A 15,157-nucleotide genomic window follows, 5' to 3' on the forward strand; every position below is an offset into this window, starting at 1 on the left:
CTTGCTCAATAAAAAGTGGTTTTTCCCCTCCGGCCGGCGCGGATGCGTCCATTCCGGTCAGAGTGTCACGCCCTGTTGCCGTGCTTTCTGCGTCCGTTGCCGGGCAATGGGCCCGGCAACGAATGTCAAGATCGCCTCACGCTCAGCGCTGCTTTGCAATAGCGACTCGCCGGTGGCGTAATGAAAATAGCGCCGCCGGGTTATTTTCGTCATGTTGATCAGGTTCAGCGCTCTTTTATCGCGGACAGATCCGCCCGATAGCTCTCCTTGGTAATACACACGCAGCAAATGGTAATCGTCGCCATGACGGCTAAGAATAGCGATACCGGCCAGGAATCGCCGCCGGACCAGGCAATCAGCAGGGTACCGATCATCGGCGTCAGGCCGCCGACAATATTGGCCAATTGGAACCCCAGCGACACGCCGGTATAACGCACATTGGTATCGAATAATTCGGAAAAAAAGGCCGGCTGCACGCTAAACATCATGCCCAGGCCGACGGAATAACAAAAGGTGGTGGCGAAATAGAACATTTTCACCGAGCCGGTATCGATCATCCAAAACAACGGAAACGCAAAAATCAGCGTAATAGCCGCGCCGGCCAGATACACCGGCCGCCGGCCGATTTTATCCGACAGATAACCGAAAAACGGGAAGGTAAAAATACCGACAAAACTGGCCAGCAATAAGCCGTTGAGGGCGGTTTCGCGGCTGAAGTTTAATTGCCGGGTGACATAGGACATAAAAAACGCCACGGTCAGCCAGCCGAGCACGATTTCGCCCATGCGCATGCCCATGGCGGTCAGCACCGCGCGCCAATGGTATTTCAGTACCGCGATAATCGGGAAATCATGTTTTTGGCCGGTGGCTTTGCCTTCGGTAAATACCGGCGTTTCTTCAATTTTGGAGCGGATATACAGGCCGACAAACAACAGGGCGACGCTGAGCAGGAACGGAATGCGCCATCCCCAGCTCATCAGCTGCGGTTCCGGCAGCCAGGCGACGATGGCAAACACCGCCGTGGCGATAAACAGCCCCAGCACATTGCCCAACTGGACAAAGGTGCCGAAAAAACCGCGCCGGTGCACCGGGGCGTATTCCGTGACCAGCGTGGTGGCGCCGCCCCACTCGCCGCCGATGGCGAATCCCTGGCACAAGCGCAGGAAAATCAGCAGCAGCGGCGCCAGATTGCCGATGGCGGCGTAACTGGGCACCAGGCCGATACAGAATGTCGAGGCGCCCATGATCATCAGCGACAGCACCAGCGATTTTTTACGGCCGATTTTATCGCCGTAATGACCAAAAACGATGGCGCCGATAGGCCGGCTGACAAAGGTAATCGACAGGGTAAGAAAAGAAACGATCAGACCCATAAACGGCGTGAGATTGGGAAAGAATAATTTCGGGAACACCAGCGCGGCGGCGGTGCCATAAATAAAAAAATCATAAAATTCGATGGTGGTGCCGCTCAGCCCCGAACCGAGCACCGTCATCAATTTTTTATTCTGCGCCTTTTTTGCCTCTGCGCTGGTGCCGGCGTCGGCCAATGTTGAATCAGTTAAGATAGACATAACTCATTCCTTATGGATAGAGGGAATCATTACCAGACGGACCCGCCGCCATCGACGTTCAGGCTGCAGCCCGTCATATAAAAGGAAGCATCGGGCGCCAGGAAGATAATGGCGCCGTGATATTCCTGCGGACGGCGTCAACGTCTCATTTCTTGCTAAGTCGAGTTAGCAATTTAGCTAACGGCAGATGGGCTGGCAAAGGGTTTTGTTATGAAGTGTGAGCAGGATCGAGGCGAAAGTGTTAACGCCATGATGACGTTAAGATACAGCCAGGGGCAACGCCGCCGGCCGCCGGAAAAAACGGCGGACGGCGGACGGTAAATCAAACGGCGGGCAAACCCCCTGGCAGGGGAAGATCCGTTGCACAGCCCCGGCAATCAGTGATCGAGCGTCAGGTCGCGACGCGAGGTCTCCGGCGCGCGCCAGGCGGCGTAGGCAGCCACCAGCGCGGCAATCACCACGTACGTCGCCACATAGGTCCAGTCGTCATGATCCAGCGCGGTCAGTCCCTTGGCGATAAAAGGAGTAAACCCGCCGGCGACGATCGCGCCCAGCTGCGCGCCGATGGACGCGCCGCTGTAGCGCACCTTGGGGCCGAACAGTTCGGTAAAGAAGGCCGGCTGTACGGCGTTAATGGAATTATGGGCGATATTGATCAGCAGGATATACCCCAACACCATCAGGACAAACGAGCCGCTTTCGAGCAGCCAGAAAAACGGAAACGCCATGGCGGCGGCGAACAGCGCGCCGAAGATATAGATAGGACGACGGCCGACCCTGTCGGACAGCATGCCGAAGAACGCATGCATCGGAAACGCCAGCACGCAGGTGGTCATCACCACATTCAGCATGGTTTGCTTATCCACCCCCAACTGCGAGGTGGCGTACGAAACGGCAAATACCGTGGCCAGAAAGAACGGCACGCTTTCGGCAAAGCGCAACACCATGATCAGCAGAATACTGCGCCATTGGTGACGCACCACCTCCACCACCGGGCTGCTGGCTTTTTCGCCGGGCGCGGTGGTGGGATTTTGCCGCTCGCGACGTTGCACCGCTTGAAATACCGGCGTTTCTTCCAGGCGGCGGCGCATATACAGGCCGACCAGCACCAGGGCGAAGCTCAGCATAAAGGGAACACGCCAGCCCCACGACATCAGCTGATCTTCCGGCAACAACGTGATGAGCGCAAAAATCCCGGTGGCCAGCAGCTGGCCGGAAAAGCCGCCGGTTTGCGGGATGGACCCCAACAGGCCGCGCCGGTTGGCCGGCGCGCTTTCCACCACCATCAGCATGGCGCCGCCCCACTCGCCGCCGACCAGGAAACCCTGGGTAAAGCGCAGCACGACGAGCAGAATGGGCGCCCAGACGCCGATTTGCGCCCAGGTAGGCAGGCAGCCGACCAGGAACGTCGCCACCCCCATGCCGCCCAGGGTAATCATCAGCGTGTATTTACGGCCCAGGGTATCGCCCATATGGCCGAAAAAAATACCGCCCAGCGGCCGGGCGATAAACCCGACGCCGAAGGTGGCGAACGACGCCAGCATCGCCGCCAGCGGGCTGATGGTCGGGAAAAATATTTTGCCGAACACCAGGGCGCTGGCCAGCCCGTACAGCAGGAAGTCATAAAATTCGATGGTATTGCCAATCCAGCTGGAGATCACCACCCGGCGAATATTCGACCTGTCGAGCAGTTTGCGGTCTTGGGTTATATCAAGAGAAATAGACATGGGTTCCTCATTATTTCTTATCTGTCCCGCCTGGGCCGGACAGGTTATAGGTTGTGGCGCGCAGCCGCGCGCCACGGGCGTAGGGCAAAGATCGTCTTAAAACTCTTGTGGCCGGCGTCGGGTTTACTGCGGGAGCACCAGTTGCCGTATTTCGTCGCCCAGGCGCGCCATGCTGTCCACCGCCGCCGGGAAAAAGCTGTCGTTGAACGCGCCGATGCCGCGCACCCGGCACTGCATGGTAGTGAAGTTGCCCAGTTCCCGCTGCCAGTATTTAGCGCAGGCGGGATAGTCCAGGCTCTCGATCAGGGCGGCGGTGGCGAGATAATCAGCCACCCGCCGCGCCTGTTGCGGCTGGCCATGCCAGTTTTCATAGAGCCAGACATAGAGCTGCGGATGGAAATTGGCCATCACGCCGCTGTAGGCGTGGCAACCCGCCTGCCAGGATGCCAGCAGGGTTTGGCTGTTGGCGTTGGCCAGGTGCAGCCGGGAGCCCTGCGTCAGCGCCAGCCGGCGCCGCATGGTGGGCAAATGGCAACTGGTGTCCTTGATAAAGGTGTAGCGATCGCTTAACGCGCACCAGCGGATAATCTCATCCGACAGCAGGCGTTTATACGGCCAGGGACATTCGTAAATACCTAAATCCAGCGTCGCCGGCAGCTGTTGCGTCAGTCGTTGCAGGGTAGCCAGCGTTTTTTCATCGCTCTCGCCTTGCAGCGCCAGACGGTTGCTTATCAGGATCAAAGCGTCAATGCCGGTCTGCGCCATGGCGCCGAGCTGTTCCACCTGCTGGCTCAGCCCGCTGGCGGTGTGTCCCGACGCCACGACCGGCACGCGTCCGTCCACCTGGGCGACGATGCGCCCGACCAGTTCGCGTGATTCTTTATCACTGAGGAAAAACATCTCGCTCGACTGGCAGTCGGCGAACAGGCCGTGCACCCCGGCCGCCAGATACCACTCCACCAGCTTTTCCAGCGACGCCCAGTCAATCTCGCCCCGTTCGTCAAAGGGCGTTAACATCACCGGCCAAATGCCGGCGTATTTTTGCCCATCCCGCGCCGATTGCGTCATGCCCGTGGCCCCGCCAGCAGATCAACCGCGCTGCCCGCCGCCCGTACCCGCACGCCGAGCGTCAGGGCCTGGGCGACAAACGCCTGATAGACCTCGCCCAGCAGATCCTGATCCACATAGGCCAGCGTCAAATGGTTGCTTTGATGGCCCGCCATCAGATCGTCGCGCCCGATGCCGTCCAGCACCGCATTCAGCAGCGGCCATTCATAGTTGGTGGCGCGGCGGCGGCGCTCGAATTCCTCCGGCGGCAGCTCAACGGCGGTGCCGGTGCCCATATGCATGACCACCTGCGTGCCTTCGTAATGGGCGCGCGCCCAGATAAAACGCCCGGCTTTGCCCTGCCCGGCGATGGTGGAGCCGCCGTAGGGGAAAAACATCGCCGGCTGACGATAACCGGTGGCCCCGGCGATACCGCCCTTCAGGTGGGCAAACGGCACCGCGCCGGAGATTTCCAGATCCCAATAAAACGTACCCTGGTAGTCGCTGCCCCAGCGGATATCGTGCAGGGTGGTCTCGGCGGGCAGGCCCAGGCCATCCAGCAGGCGCCACATCATCACCTGCGGGATGGCGCTGCCCATATCCACTTCATTGATGCAGGGAATGGCCTTGCCCGGCCAGATAATCCCGCCCTGCTCATCCGGGATGGGAAACCGCTCGGCGTTGCCGATAGCGCCTTCGGCAAAATCGGACGCGGCGCAGCAATCCTTCAGGCCCTGCTGATATTGCACCCCCACCGCCGCCAGACCGAAGCGCTGCACGAAACGCGCCATGGCAATCATCATCGCGCACTGTTCCAATACCTGCTCACGCGTCAGCGACTGGGCGCCGTCCGTGCCGAAGTCAAATGTCATGCCGCGCTGCTCATACCAGGCGAGGCACTCCTCGCGCAATGACGCCGGCACCTTGGCCATTTCCACCAACAGCGCCGATTGCGACAGGGATTCCAGCGGGATGCCCGCGTTTACCAGCGCCTGCTGCGGAAAGACCCCATTAATCATGCCCATGCAAAAGGTATCGAACAGGCCGATAATCGCCTTATGACGCAGGATGTATTCCCCCGCCGCCCGGCCGATTTGCCCGGCCGGGCTTGCCATCAGCGCATGGGTGGGCGCGATATCGCGCAAATAGCCGGTCTTATGGCTCAACGCGCCGTCGCGCAGCCAGGTGCTTAATCCCTGGTAGAACAACTCGTCGTCAAAATTTTCCGACCACAGGCGGGAATAGGCGGCGCCCAGGCTGGTCAGGGTGCCCGCCATGCAAAGCATACCCACCAGGCCCGGCCAGGTGCCGTCGAAATTGGCCAGCAGTAATACCGGGCCGCGATGATGCGCCAGCGACGGCGCGATATGATGGGAATACTGCCACGCGGTCAGCAGCACGATAACCGGCGCGTCGGGGTCAATGGCGGCGAACAAATCGCCGCCTTCTTTCTGGCTGCTGATAAAGCCATGGCCGCGATCGGCATGGATCGGATGGGCGCGCTTGATGCGGTATCCCAGCTTTTCCAGCGCCGCCTGCAGCTTTTGTTCATAATCCTGCTGGGTCGGCCAACAGGTGACATTAGCCGGTTCACGCAAATCGGCATTGGCGACCAGCAACACTTCCCGATTGCCTGCCTGGATCATCGCCGGTGAAGGCGGAAGGGTAAATTTCAGCATGGTTTGCTCCTGGTAAATAATAAGGTCAGCGCCAAACGCGCATCTCGTTTTCGGCCCGCTGCGCATCGTCATAAAGCCGCAGGTAAACCTGGTATTTCGCCTGATGGAATGCCGCGCTGCCCGCATCGGCGCGGATAACCTCGCCGGGACGCACCAACGCGCGCGCCGCGTCGGTCAGGGTGGGAAAGACACCGGCCGCCACCGCGCCCAACAAGGCCGCGCCGAGAGTGACGGCGTCATCCTCGGCCGACAGCTCGATATCGCAGCCGGTGACGTTGGCGTATTCGCGCAGCCAGAGGGGATTTTTGGTGGCGCCGCCGCAGATCAGCAGCCGGGTAATATGATGACCGGCCTGGTTCATGGCGTCGATAATATGGCGGGTGCCGTAGGCAATGGCCTGCAGGGTAGCCAGGTAGAGCCGGGCCAGCGCATCCGGTCCCTGCTCCAGCGTCAGGCCTATCACCGCGCCGCGGGCGAGCGGATTGGCGCGGGGCGAACGGTTGCCATGATGATCCGCCAGCACATGCAGATGGCGGGTGGGGAACGGGTCGCGCCGTTCAAGGGCGTCCACCCAGGCATTAAGCAGCTCATAGTCGCTGCACTGCCGCTCACGGGCCTGCTGTTGCAGCAACGGCCAGGCGGCATGCCCCCGCAGCGTCCATTCCACCAGCGCGCCGGCGGCGCTCTGGCCGCCCTCGCTCAGCCACCAGTCCGGCAGCATCGCGCCCCAATAGGGTCCCCATACGCCCGGGACATGAATCTCACGCCGGTTAACCAGCATATGGCAATTCGACGTACCGCTGATAATGGCCAGGGCGCCCTCGGGTTGGGTTGCCACCAGCGCCAGTCCGCCCGCATGGGCGTCGATAATGCCGCCTGCCACGGTCACCGCGGTGGTCAGGCCGCACTCCCGCGCCGCCCGGTCGCTGAGTCGCCCTGCGGGCCGGCCCAGTTCCAGGATCGCCGGCGGCACCTTCTCCAGCAGGTCTTCCAGGTCAATCGCCCGCAGCAGCGGGGCGCTGAACTGGTTTTCATGGGCCAGGTAATTCCACTTACAGGTCAGCGTGCAGGTGCTGGCGGCATCCACGCCCGTGGCGCGCCAGACCAGGAAATCCGCCAGATCAAACAGTCGCCAGGCCCGTTGGTAACGCTCGGGAAAATGACGCTTCAGCCACAGGACTTTCGGCAATTCCATTTCCACGCTCACCTCGCCGCCGACATAGTCCAGCGCCCGATCGCCTGTGGCGTTGATATCCTGGGCTTCCCGCACCGCCCGATGATCCATCCACATAATAATATCGTGCCCGGCGGCGTTATCTTCGGCGACCGATACCCCCTCGCCGGCGCTATCCACCGCCACCAGCGAACAGGTCGCGTCAAAGGCCAGGGAAACCACCGATTCAGGCGCCACGCCTGCGGTGGCCACCGCCTCTTGAATCGCCGCGCAGGCCTGCGACCAGATTTCCTGTGACGATTGTTCGACCACATCCGGCCGGGGATGGAACTGACTGATGGGGCGCACGGCAAAGCCCAGCCGGGCGCCTTGCTTATCAAACACGCCGGCCCGGACGCTGGCCGACCCCACGTCCACACCGATAAAGCACTGGTTTTTCATGCTCGCACCCCTTTGCTAAGTCGAGTTAGCAATTTAAGCAAAGGTATTGGCGGTGACAAATGAATTTTATGGGATTTGTGAGCTGGATCGGGAAGCGAGACGTAAGGCGATGATAATCAAAAAATTATAACGACCTGATCTTTCTTTACCGCCGGGCGCGGCAGGCCCTCTGCGCACCGGCCCCGCCGGGCAGGCCAAGCAGCACGCCATAACATTGATAGCCGGACCTTTCTCCCGCATTTAAATGCGGGGCAGCCAGCCTTGGCAGGGGTTTCTCTTGAGCTTGCGGGGGCTTATGTTGCCGCGGTGTGGGCTTCGCTTGCCGTGCGTTAAGGTGTTTTATGAGCGGCCAGGGGGACCCTGCATACGGCTCCCCTGGTCGCTTGCCCGCGCCGGGCAGTTCATCTCTCCGCCCGGCATATGGCAAGCGAAACCCGCGCCGAAGCGACATAAACGTGGCGGCATTCATCTTCGCGGGCACCCCATATTGCCAGGCCACATCAGCCCATAGCGCGCCAAGCGGATTAGTACGGCACCACCGGCGTCAACAGCGGCTTGCCCGCCAAAAACGCCGCGATATTATCAAACACCAGATCCGACATCGCGCGCCGCGTATCATGGGTGGCGCTGGCCATATGCGGCGTAATCACCACATTCGGCCGGTTAAACAACGCCGCGGGCACCTCCGGCTCGTGGCTGAACACATCCAGCCCCGCGCCGCCGATAATCCCCCGCTCAACCGCCTCGATCAAATCACCCTCATCCACTACCGTACCCCGGGCGATATTAATCAAGATCCCCTGGGCGCCGAGGGCGGCCAATACCGGCGCGTTCACCAGCGAACGGGTTTTCTCCCCACCGTTAACGCACACCACCAGGAAATCGCTGGCGGCCGCCAGTTCCACCACCGAGGTATAAAACGGCCAGGGACTGTCAGGCAACTGACGATAATCATGATATGAAATCGCCATATCAAAGGCCGCGGCCCGCCTGGCAATCGCCTGGCCGATACGCCCCATGCCGATAATCCCCAGCCGCCCGCCGGATACTTTTTTGGTCCAGGGATACCCCCCGTCCCGCCAGCCGCCCCGCTCGATAAACCGCTGCGCGCCCACGATCTGCCGCGAGGTCGCCAACAACAGCCCCATCGCCATATCCGCCACGTCCTCGGTCAGCACGTCAGGCGTATTGCACACCGCAATGCCCCGACGCGTGGCCGCGGCCACGTCAATACCGTCATAACCCACGCCGAAATCGGCAATCAGCTCAAGCTGCGGGAATTGCGCGATAAACGCCTCGGTGACGGTGGATTCGCCGTTCACCACCAGCACCCTGGCCTGCTGCGCGGCCGGCAACCGTTCCGGCTCCGGCAGCGAGGAATAATCCACCATATGGAATTGCTCTTCCAGGCGGCGCGTCAGCGCGTCGGGTAACATGGCGGCCTTGATAACGGAATAAGTCATAAATAATCCCTGCGATTAATGTGATAACGGTGAAACGGCGCCTGGCTTTACCGCAGGCGTCCGGGTCCGGCCGACAAAGATGCCCACCACGCCGCCAATCACCAGCGCGACGGCGATAATCATCAGCCCGTAATGATAGCTATTGGTCAAATCCTTGATTTTCCCCAGCAGCGGCGGCAGGCCCAGGCCGGCGAAATTGGCGATGGCATTGATAAAGGCAATGGAGGCCGCCGCCGCCACCCCGGTCAGTTTCTCGGTGGTCACCGCCCAGAATATCGGCGTCAGGGCAAAGTTAAAGCCCACCGTCAATACCAGCAGAATATAGGCCAGCCACAGGTTGGCGGTAAAAATGGAGATGCCCAGCAGCAGCCCGGAGATGATCAGCGGCACGCCCAAATGCAGCGCGCGCTCTTTGGTTTTGTCCGAATGACGGCCGTTGAGATACATAAACAGGCAGGCGAAGACAAAGGGCACCGCCGCCAGCACGCTGATAACAAAATTGCTCTTGTCCGCCACCATGCTTTTTAATATCAAGGGCAGGAATAAGGTAATGCCGATGGAGCAAAACGCTTGCAGGAACCACACCAGGCTCAACAGCCACACCACTTTATTTTTCAGCGCGCTGCCCCAGGAATGGTCCTGGCCCACGACCGCGTCGGCGTTATCCGCCGCCAGGGTCGCCTTCAGCCAGCTTTTTTGCTCCGCACTCAGCCAGTGGGCTTTATCCGGGCTGTCGGAAAGGTAAAACAACACCATCACGCCCATCACAACCGCGGGGATGCCTTCAATAAAGAACAGCCAGCGCCATCCCTCGATACCGCCCAGGCCATGCAGACCCAGGAGACTGCCGGAAACCGGCAGGCCGATAATCGACGCCAGCACCGAACCCATATAAAAAAACGACATGGCCCTGGCCCGGTTGCTTTTCGGGAACCAGCAGGAAATATAATAAATAATACCGGGAGCAAAACCCGCCTCCGCCATCCCCAACAAGAAACGCATGACATACAGCTGGGTCGGGGTATGGATAAAGCCCATGCCGGTGCTGACCAGCCCCCAGGTTATCATGATGCGCGCAATCCATAATTTGGCGCCGACCTTCGTCATTAAAATATTGCTGGGCACTTCGAAGAGAATGTAGGAAATATAAAACATGCCCACGCCCAGCCCATACATGCTGGTGGTCAATCCCAGGTCGGCGTTCATTTGCAACGCCGCCACGGAAATATTGGTTTTATCCAGGTTGGAAATAAAATAGCACAAGATAATAAACGGGATTATTTTTAAATTCAGCTTGGCCAGGGTAGAGGTACTTAAATCGATATTCATATCATCACCTTTAGGCCACGCCCGGCCTGGGAGCACAGGACTCCTGACTGGGCGTGGTGAAGCAACGCGGGATGGTACTGCTTAATATTATGGCATTACTATAATGGCACTCATCTATAGCGGGTAATTACCACTCCGCCACCGCACCGTCAGGATAACGCCATACCGGATTACGCCATTCACCGGCGTTTTTACTGCGCTCAATCACCAATTCCTCATTAATTTCCACGCCCAGACCCGGTTTATTTAATGGATAAAAATAACCGTCAGTCATTTTAAAGTCATCTTTATTAATCACATAATCCAGCAGTTCCGCACCCTGGTTATAATGAATACCCATGCTTTGTTCCTGCAAAACCGCGTTATAGGAAACAAAGTCCACCGCCAGACAGGACGCCAGGGCAATAGGGCCTAACGGGCAATGCGGCGCCAGCGTGACATCGTAAGCCTCCGCCATTGACGCGATTTTCAGGCATTCGGTAATGCCGCCCGCATGGGACAGGTCGGGCTGGGCAATCGCCAGGCCGCCGGCCGCCAGCACGCGTTTAAATTCAAAGCGCGAGAACATACGCTCGCCGGCGGCGATGGGGATCGAGGTTTGCGCCGCCAGGCGCGGATAGTACTCCGCCTGTTCCGCCAGCACTGGTTCTTCGATAAACAGCGGCCGGTAGGGCTCCAGCTCCTTGATCAGCAGCTTCGCCATCGGGGCGTTAACCCGCCCATGGAAGTCGAGGCCGAACTCGATATCATTACCCATGGCTTCACGCACCTGGGCCGCCACCGCCACCGCCGCATCCACCTTGCGTGAATTGTCGAGCAGGCCCATCTCTTCGCAGCCGTTCAGCTTAAAGGTATCAAAGCCAATCGCGGTGAGTTTTTTCATGCCCGCGATCACATCGGCCGGGCGATCGCCGCCGACCCAGCTATAGGCCTTGATGCGATCGCGCACCAGGCCGCCCAGCAGTTGATATACCGGTACGCCCAGCGCCTTGCCCTTGATATCCCACAACGCCTGATCGATGCCGGCGATGGCGCTCATCAAAATTGGCCCGCCGCGGTAAAAACCGGCGCGGTACATCGTCTGCCAAATATCGTTGATGCGCGCCGGATCCTGGCCGATGACATAATCCGCCAGTTCATGCACCGCGGCCTCGACGCTCTTGGCACGGCCTTCAATTACCGGCTCGCCCCAGCCGACGATGCCCTCGTCTGTTTCGATTTTCAGGAACATCCAGCGCGGCGGCAGCCGGTAGGTGGTGAGTTTGGTGACTTTCATACTCTGTTTTCCTCTCAAGCCTGACTTTAATGACTCCAGCCTGCGGTGTGAAGCAGCGCTATCATGCCCATGATTGTAGCACCATCATTTTATATTGTACTACAATCTGGATCACACTTTAGGCAATCCAACGGCGGGAAAACGCCGGCGCCCGGGACTGACAACGGCGTATTCTGGACGCCAGGCATAAAAAAGCCGGTCATATTCTGACCGGCGGGACGAAAAAGGTTTGCGGGCCGGGTGAAACCCTGCCCGGCACCCAGGCGCGTTACAACACTGAAAGCCATCCGCCGTCGACGTAGATGATCTGCCCGCTGACATAGTCGGACGCCGAAGAGGCCAGGTATATGGCGGTGCCGATCAGCTCTTCCGGTTTACCCCAGCGTTTGGACGGATTGCTGCTTTTAACCCAGGCGTCAAATTCCGCGTTGTTCACCAGATCGGTATTCATTTCGGTAATAAAATAGCCCGGGCCAATGCCGTTGGCCTGGATATTATACCCGGCCCACTCCGCCGCCATGGCGCGGGTCAGCATCTTGATGCCGCCTTTCGCCGCCGTATAGGGCGCAACGGTTGCGCGCGCGGCCTCGCTGGTCAATGAACAGATATTGATAATTTTACCGCCGTCGCCTTTGGCGATCATCCTGGATGCCGCCTCGCGGGATACGATAAACGCGCTGGTCAGGTTGGTGTCGATCACCCGCCGCCAGTCGGCAAGCTTCAGGTCGACCAGCGGCTGGCGATGCTGGATACCGGCATTGTTTATCAGGATATCCACGTGCGCGCCCTCGTCATCCAGCCGGGCGAATACCGCCGCCACCTGCTGCTCATCGGTGACGTCAAACGCCATACCGCGCACGGCCAGCCCTTGCCCGCGGAGCTCGGCCACCGCCGCCGCCAGGGTATCCTCATGCAGACCGTTAAGGATCACGGCGGCCCCGGCCCCCGCCAGGCCCTTGGCATAGGCAAAACCCAGGCCGCGCGCCGATCCGGTGACCAGCGCTGTGCGGCCGGACAAATCAAATAAACCCGTCATGGTATTCCCCCTTTCCGTTAAGCGTAACACAGCCTTGGTCGCCTCGCCGGGCGCACGGAAGGGCATCACGCGGCTTGCCGCGCGCGCCGGCCGGCGGGACTAGCGTGCCTGCGCCGCGGCCCGGTAAGCGGCGACAAAAGCCGCGGCCTGCTCCCGCGTGCGGCCGACCGGCTGGCCGGCGCGGTAAAGATCGCTACCCAGGCCCGCGCCGATACATCCGGCCTTCAGGTAGAGATGCAGATTTTCCGGCGTAATGCCGCCGACGGCGAATACCGGTATTTCCGGCGGCAGTACCGCTTTCAGCGCTTTAATATAATCCGGACCGAACGACACCGACGGGAAAATTTTCAGCGCCTGCGCGCCGGCGTCCAGAGCGGTAAAAGCCTCGGTGGCGGTGGCGCACCCGGGACATACCGTCATGCCGTGGCTTACGCCGCGGCGGATCACGTCAGGCTGGATATTGGGCGTGACCAGCAGCTTGCCGCCCAGCCATGCCAGCTCGTCCACCTGCGCGGGCTTCAGCACCGTGCCGCCGCCGATCAGCGCGCGGTCGCCAAACGCCTGCACCGTTTTGCCGATACTTTCCTGCCAGTTCGGCGAGTTCAAGGGGATTTCCACCGCGTCAAATCCCGCCGCCAGCAGCGCCTCGACATGCTCCAGCACTTCGCCGGGCGTAATACCGCGCAGGATGGCGATCAGGGGTAGTTTATCGTTCCAGTTCATTGACTATGCTCCTTATGCCGGCCTGGAATGACGCATCGCCATCCAGTAACCGGTCGTTAAGACCCGCATATTGCAGCGCCTGCCGATAGCGGGCCGCAAGCGACGGATTGCCGATAATGGTAATGGTTTCACCGCCGCCGATGGCCCAGCCGCGCTGCATCTGCGCCACTTCATTGCCAATCAACAGGCCGGAGAGCCATTCGCTCACCGCGCTGGTATCCAGCTGGCCCAGCACGTGGGCGGCGCGGGTTTCGAACAGGCACCGCAGAATATGGCTTTCACGAAAGCCCTGCTCCATTCCCTGGCGGAAAATATCCGGGTTCGGCCGCTGTTCGCCGACGCCGACGCCCACCAGCGACTGCTTCATCAATAAATGGTGCAGTTCTCCGGTCATCACCGTGCGGAAATCATCGATCACGCCGTCATTGACGCGCACCCATTTACTGTGGGTGCCGGGCATCAGGTACAGGGCGCCGGGCTGGGAACAGTAGGCCCCTAGAAGCTGGGTCTCCTCGCCGCGCATCACGTTGCAGTTGCCGTCGCCGATAATGCTGATGCCGGGAATAATCCAGGCCTTCCGCGGCGCGGCCTGCGCCACCAGGGTCAGCCGTCCGGCCAGGTCGCCCAGCCGCGTGGGGCACGGCAGGTAGGGCACCGGCACCCAGCCGGCATTGCTGCCCACCATGCCGGCCATCACCACCGGCACATCGTGCTGCCGCCAGGGCGCCAGCACCTCATGGAATACCTGCTCCGCCGTGCGCGAGCCCAAACGGGTGACCCCGGCCTCGGACTGCTGGCTGCCGGCCAGTTCGCCGTCCAGGTACAGCCAGGCGCGTAAGTTTGTCGATCCCCAATCTATGGCGATATAACTGTTGCTCATGTTATGTCCTTCAGCCTTTTGGTCGAGCTGGCAATCATGGTGACCGCCGCCTGCTCCGCCGCCTCGCAATCCTGATGCCTGATGGCGTCGTATAAGTTTTTATGCTCTTGCAGCGTGCGCGGCATATTGCCTTCGTCCGCCATATAGGTGCGCTCGAACACCGCGCGTTGCAACGAGCTGATGGCCACGCCCAGCTGTTGCAACACCGGATTATGCACCGCGCTCAGCACCGCCTGGTGGTAACGGATATCCGCCTCATTAAAGGCATCACGATCGTGACTGTTGGCAATCATCTCGTTCAGCGCCGTCTCGATAACCGCCAGTTCGCCGGAGGTGGCCCGCTCGGCCGCCCACCGCGCGATGGTCGGTTCCACCAGATGGCGCACCTCGGTCAGCGAGGCGATTAACCGCGGGTCATAATCCAGCGCCAGCACCCACTGCAAGACATCGGTATCCAGGTAATTCCACTTATTGCGCGCGCAAACGAAGGCGCCGCGATAACGAATAATCTCGATTAAATTCTTGGCCATCAGGGCGCGCAGCACTTCACGTATGATATTGCGCGAGGTTTCGAACTCCTCGCACAAATCCGCTTCCGACGGCAGTCCCGTTCCGGGGATATACTTACCGCTGACGATCTGCTGGCCCATTTCATGGATGATGCGATCGGTTTTGCTGAGAGCCTGACGGTCCATAACATTTCCCACAAAGTGATAAAAATAAGGCCACTTTATCATTTAATGGTTTTATGTCGCGGCACTGCTGCACAATTTTGCTTTAAGCGCTAAGAACCTGTGAACTATTGTAGCAC

The 15,157-nt window shown here is 59.9% G+C and carries 13 protein-coding genes; all 13 read right to left on the reverse strand.

Going from position 1 to position 15,157, the window contains the following annotated elements; all coding sequences use genetic code 11:
- Nucleotides 1-57 precede the first annotated feature (57 nt).
- The 13 genes from ACL2XQ_RS25665 to ACL2XQ_RS25725 all read right to left on the reverse strand — a co-directional run bounded on the left by ACL2XQ_RS25665 (nt 58) and on the right by ACL2XQ_RS25725 (nt 15,041).
- On the reverse strand, nt 58-213 hold the full coding sequence (locus ACL2XQ_RS25665) for a hypothetical protein (protein ID WP_413729208.1): 156 nt from the start codon (nt 211-213) through the stop codon (nt 58-60).
- A gap of 11 nt (nt 214-224) precedes the next feature.
- Nucleotides 225-1,571 carry an MFS transporter gene (locus ACL2XQ_RS25670; protein WP_410012954.1) on the reverse strand — a complete coding sequence of 449 codons (1,347 nt, stop codon included), beginning with the start codon at nt 1,569-1,571 and terminating at the stop codon, nt 225-227.
- A gap of 377 nt (nt 1,572-1,948) precedes the next feature.
- On the reverse strand, nt 1,949-3,298 hold the full coding sequence (locus tag ACL2XQ_RS25675; protein WP_413729207.1) for an MFS transporter: 1,350 nt from the start codon (nt 3,296-3,298) through the stop codon (nt 1,949-1,951).
- A 123-nt stretch (nt 3,299-3,421) separates the two neighbouring features.
- Nucleotides 3,422-4,366 (reverse strand): dihydrodipicolinate synthase family protein, encoded by a 945-nt coding sequence (locus tag ACL2XQ_RS25680; RefSeq protein ID WP_410012952.1) that lies wholly within the window; start codon nt 4,364-4,366, stop codon nt 3,422-3,424.
- The gene (locus ACL2XQ_RS25685) at nt 4,363-6,024 is read right to left on the reverse strand and encodes a signal transduction protein (protein ID WP_410012951.1); all 1,662 of its coding nucleotides are present in this window, start codon (nt 6,022-6,024) and stop codon (nt 4,363-4,365) included. The genes ACL2XQ_RS25680 and ACL2XQ_RS25685 overlap by 4 nt, the downstream gene beginning before the upstream one ends.
- A 25-nt stretch (nt 6,025-6,049) precedes the next feature.
- Entirely contained in the window at nt 6,050-7,639 is a 1,590-nt protein-coding gene (locus tag ACL2XQ_RS25690; protein ID WP_413739840.1) for an FGGY-family carbohydrate kinase, read from the reverse strand.
- A gap of 524 nt (nt 7,640-8,163) precedes the next feature.
- Nucleotides 8,164-9,102, reverse strand: coding sequence for a 2-hydroxyacid dehydrogenase (locus tag ACL2XQ_RS25695; RefSeq protein ID WP_413739841.1), 939 nt, complete (start codon nt 9,100-9,102; stop codon nt 8,164-8,166).
- A 15-nt stretch (nt 9,103-9,117) separates the two neighbouring features.
- Entirely contained in the window at nt 9,118-10,431 is a 1,314-nt protein-coding gene (locus ACL2XQ_RS25700) for an MFS transporter (RefSeq protein ID WP_410012948.1), read from the reverse strand.
- Between the two features lie 127 nt (nt 10,432-10,558).
- The gene (gene dgoD, locus ACL2XQ_RS25705; RefSeq protein WP_410012947.1) at nt 10,559-11,707 is read right to left on the reverse strand and encodes a galactonate dehydratase; all 1,149 of its coding nucleotides are present in this window, start codon (nt 11,705-11,707) and stop codon (nt 10,559-10,561) included.
- A 268-nt stretch (nt 11,708-11,975) separates the two neighbouring features.
- Nucleotides 11,976-12,743, reverse strand: a complete 768-nt coding sequence (locus ACL2XQ_RS25710) for an SDR family oxidoreductase (RefSeq protein WP_413729205.1) — start codon at nt 12,741-12,743, stop codon at nt 11,976-11,978.
- A gap of 99 nt (nt 12,744-12,842) precedes the next feature.
- Nucleotides 12,843-13,466, reverse strand: a complete 624-nt coding sequence (locus ACL2XQ_RS25715) for a 2-dehydro-3-deoxy-6-phosphogalactonate aldolase (protein WP_413727480.1) — start codon at nt 13,464-13,466, stop codon at nt 12,843-12,845.
- Nucleotides 13,450-14,346 carry a 2-dehydro-3-deoxygalactonokinase gene (locus ACL2XQ_RS25720; RefSeq protein WP_410012944.1) on the reverse strand — a complete coding sequence of 299 codons (897 nt, stop codon included), beginning with the start codon at nt 14,344-14,346 and terminating at the stop codon, nt 13,450-13,452. Before ACL2XQ_RS25720 ends, ACL2XQ_RS25715 begins: the two co-directional genes overlap by 17 nt.
- Nucleotides 14,343-15,041, reverse strand: a complete 699-nt coding sequence (locus ACL2XQ_RS25725; RefSeq protein WP_410012943.1) for a FadR/GntR family transcriptional regulator — start codon at nt 15,039-15,041, stop codon at nt 14,343-14,345. Before ACL2XQ_RS25725 ends, ACL2XQ_RS25720 begins: the two co-directional genes overlap by 4 nt.
- Nucleotides 15,042-15,157: the final 116 nt, after the last annotated feature.

It is taken from the genome of Sodalis sp. RH14 (genome assembly GCF_047324285.1).
GTDB lineage: Bacteria > Pseudomonadota > Gammaproteobacteria > Enterobacterales > Enterobacteriaceae > Acerihabitans.

Bases quoted from the DNA above. Each gene is read 5' to 3' on its own strand.
- ACL2XQ_RS25680 (WP_410012952.1), bottom strand. From the start codon at position 4,366: ATGACGCAATCGGCGCGGGATGGGCAAAAATACGCCGGCATTTGGCCG.
- ACL2XQ_RS25665 (WP_413729208.1), bottom strand. From the start codon at position 213: ATGACGAAAATAACCCGGCGGCGCTATTTTCATTACGCCACCGGCGAG.
- ACL2XQ_RS25695 (WP_413739841.1), bottom strand. From the start codon at position 9,102: ATGACTTATTCCGTTATCAAGGCCGCCATGTTACCCGACGCGCTGACG.
- ACL2XQ_RS25670 (WP_410012954.1), bottom strand. From the start codon at position 1,571: ATGTCTATCTTAACTGATTCAACATTGGCCGACGCCGGCACCAGCGCA.
- dgoD (WP_410012947.1), bottom strand. From the start codon at position 11,707: ATGAAAGTCACCAAACTCACCACCTACCGGCTGCCGCCGCGCTGGATG.
- ACL2XQ_RS25725 (WP_410012943.1), bottom strand. From the start codon at position 15,041: ATGGACCGTCAGGCTCTCAGCAAAACCGATCGCATCATCCATGAAATG.
- ACL2XQ_RS25675 (WP_413729207.1), bottom strand. From the start codon at position 3,298: ATGTCTATTTCTCTTGATATAACCCAAGACCGCAAACTGCTCGACAGG.
- ACL2XQ_RS25690 (WP_413739840.1), bottom strand. From the start codon at position 7,639: ATGAAAAACCAGTGCTTTATCGGTGTGGACGTGGGGTCGGCCAGCGTC.
- ACL2XQ_RS25710 (WP_413729205.1), bottom strand. From the start codon at position 12,743: ATGACGGGTTTATTTGATTTGTCCGGCCGCACAGCGCTGGTCACCGGA.
- ACL2XQ_RS25715 (WP_413727480.1), bottom strand. From the start codon at position 13,466: ATGAACTGGAACGATAAACTACCCCTGATCGCCATCCTGCGCGGTATT.
- ACL2XQ_RS25700 (WP_410012948.1), bottom strand. From the start codon at position 10,431: ATGAATATCGATTTAAGTACCTCTACCCTGGCCAAGCTGAATTTAAAA.
- ACL2XQ_RS25685 (WP_410012951.1), bottom strand. From the start codon at position 6,024: ATGCTGAAATTTACCCTTCCGCCTTCACCGGCGATGATCCAGGCAGGC.
- ACL2XQ_RS25720 (WP_410012944.1), bottom strand. From the start codon at position 14,346: ATGAGCAACAGTTATATCGCCATAGATTGGGGATCGACAAACTTACGC.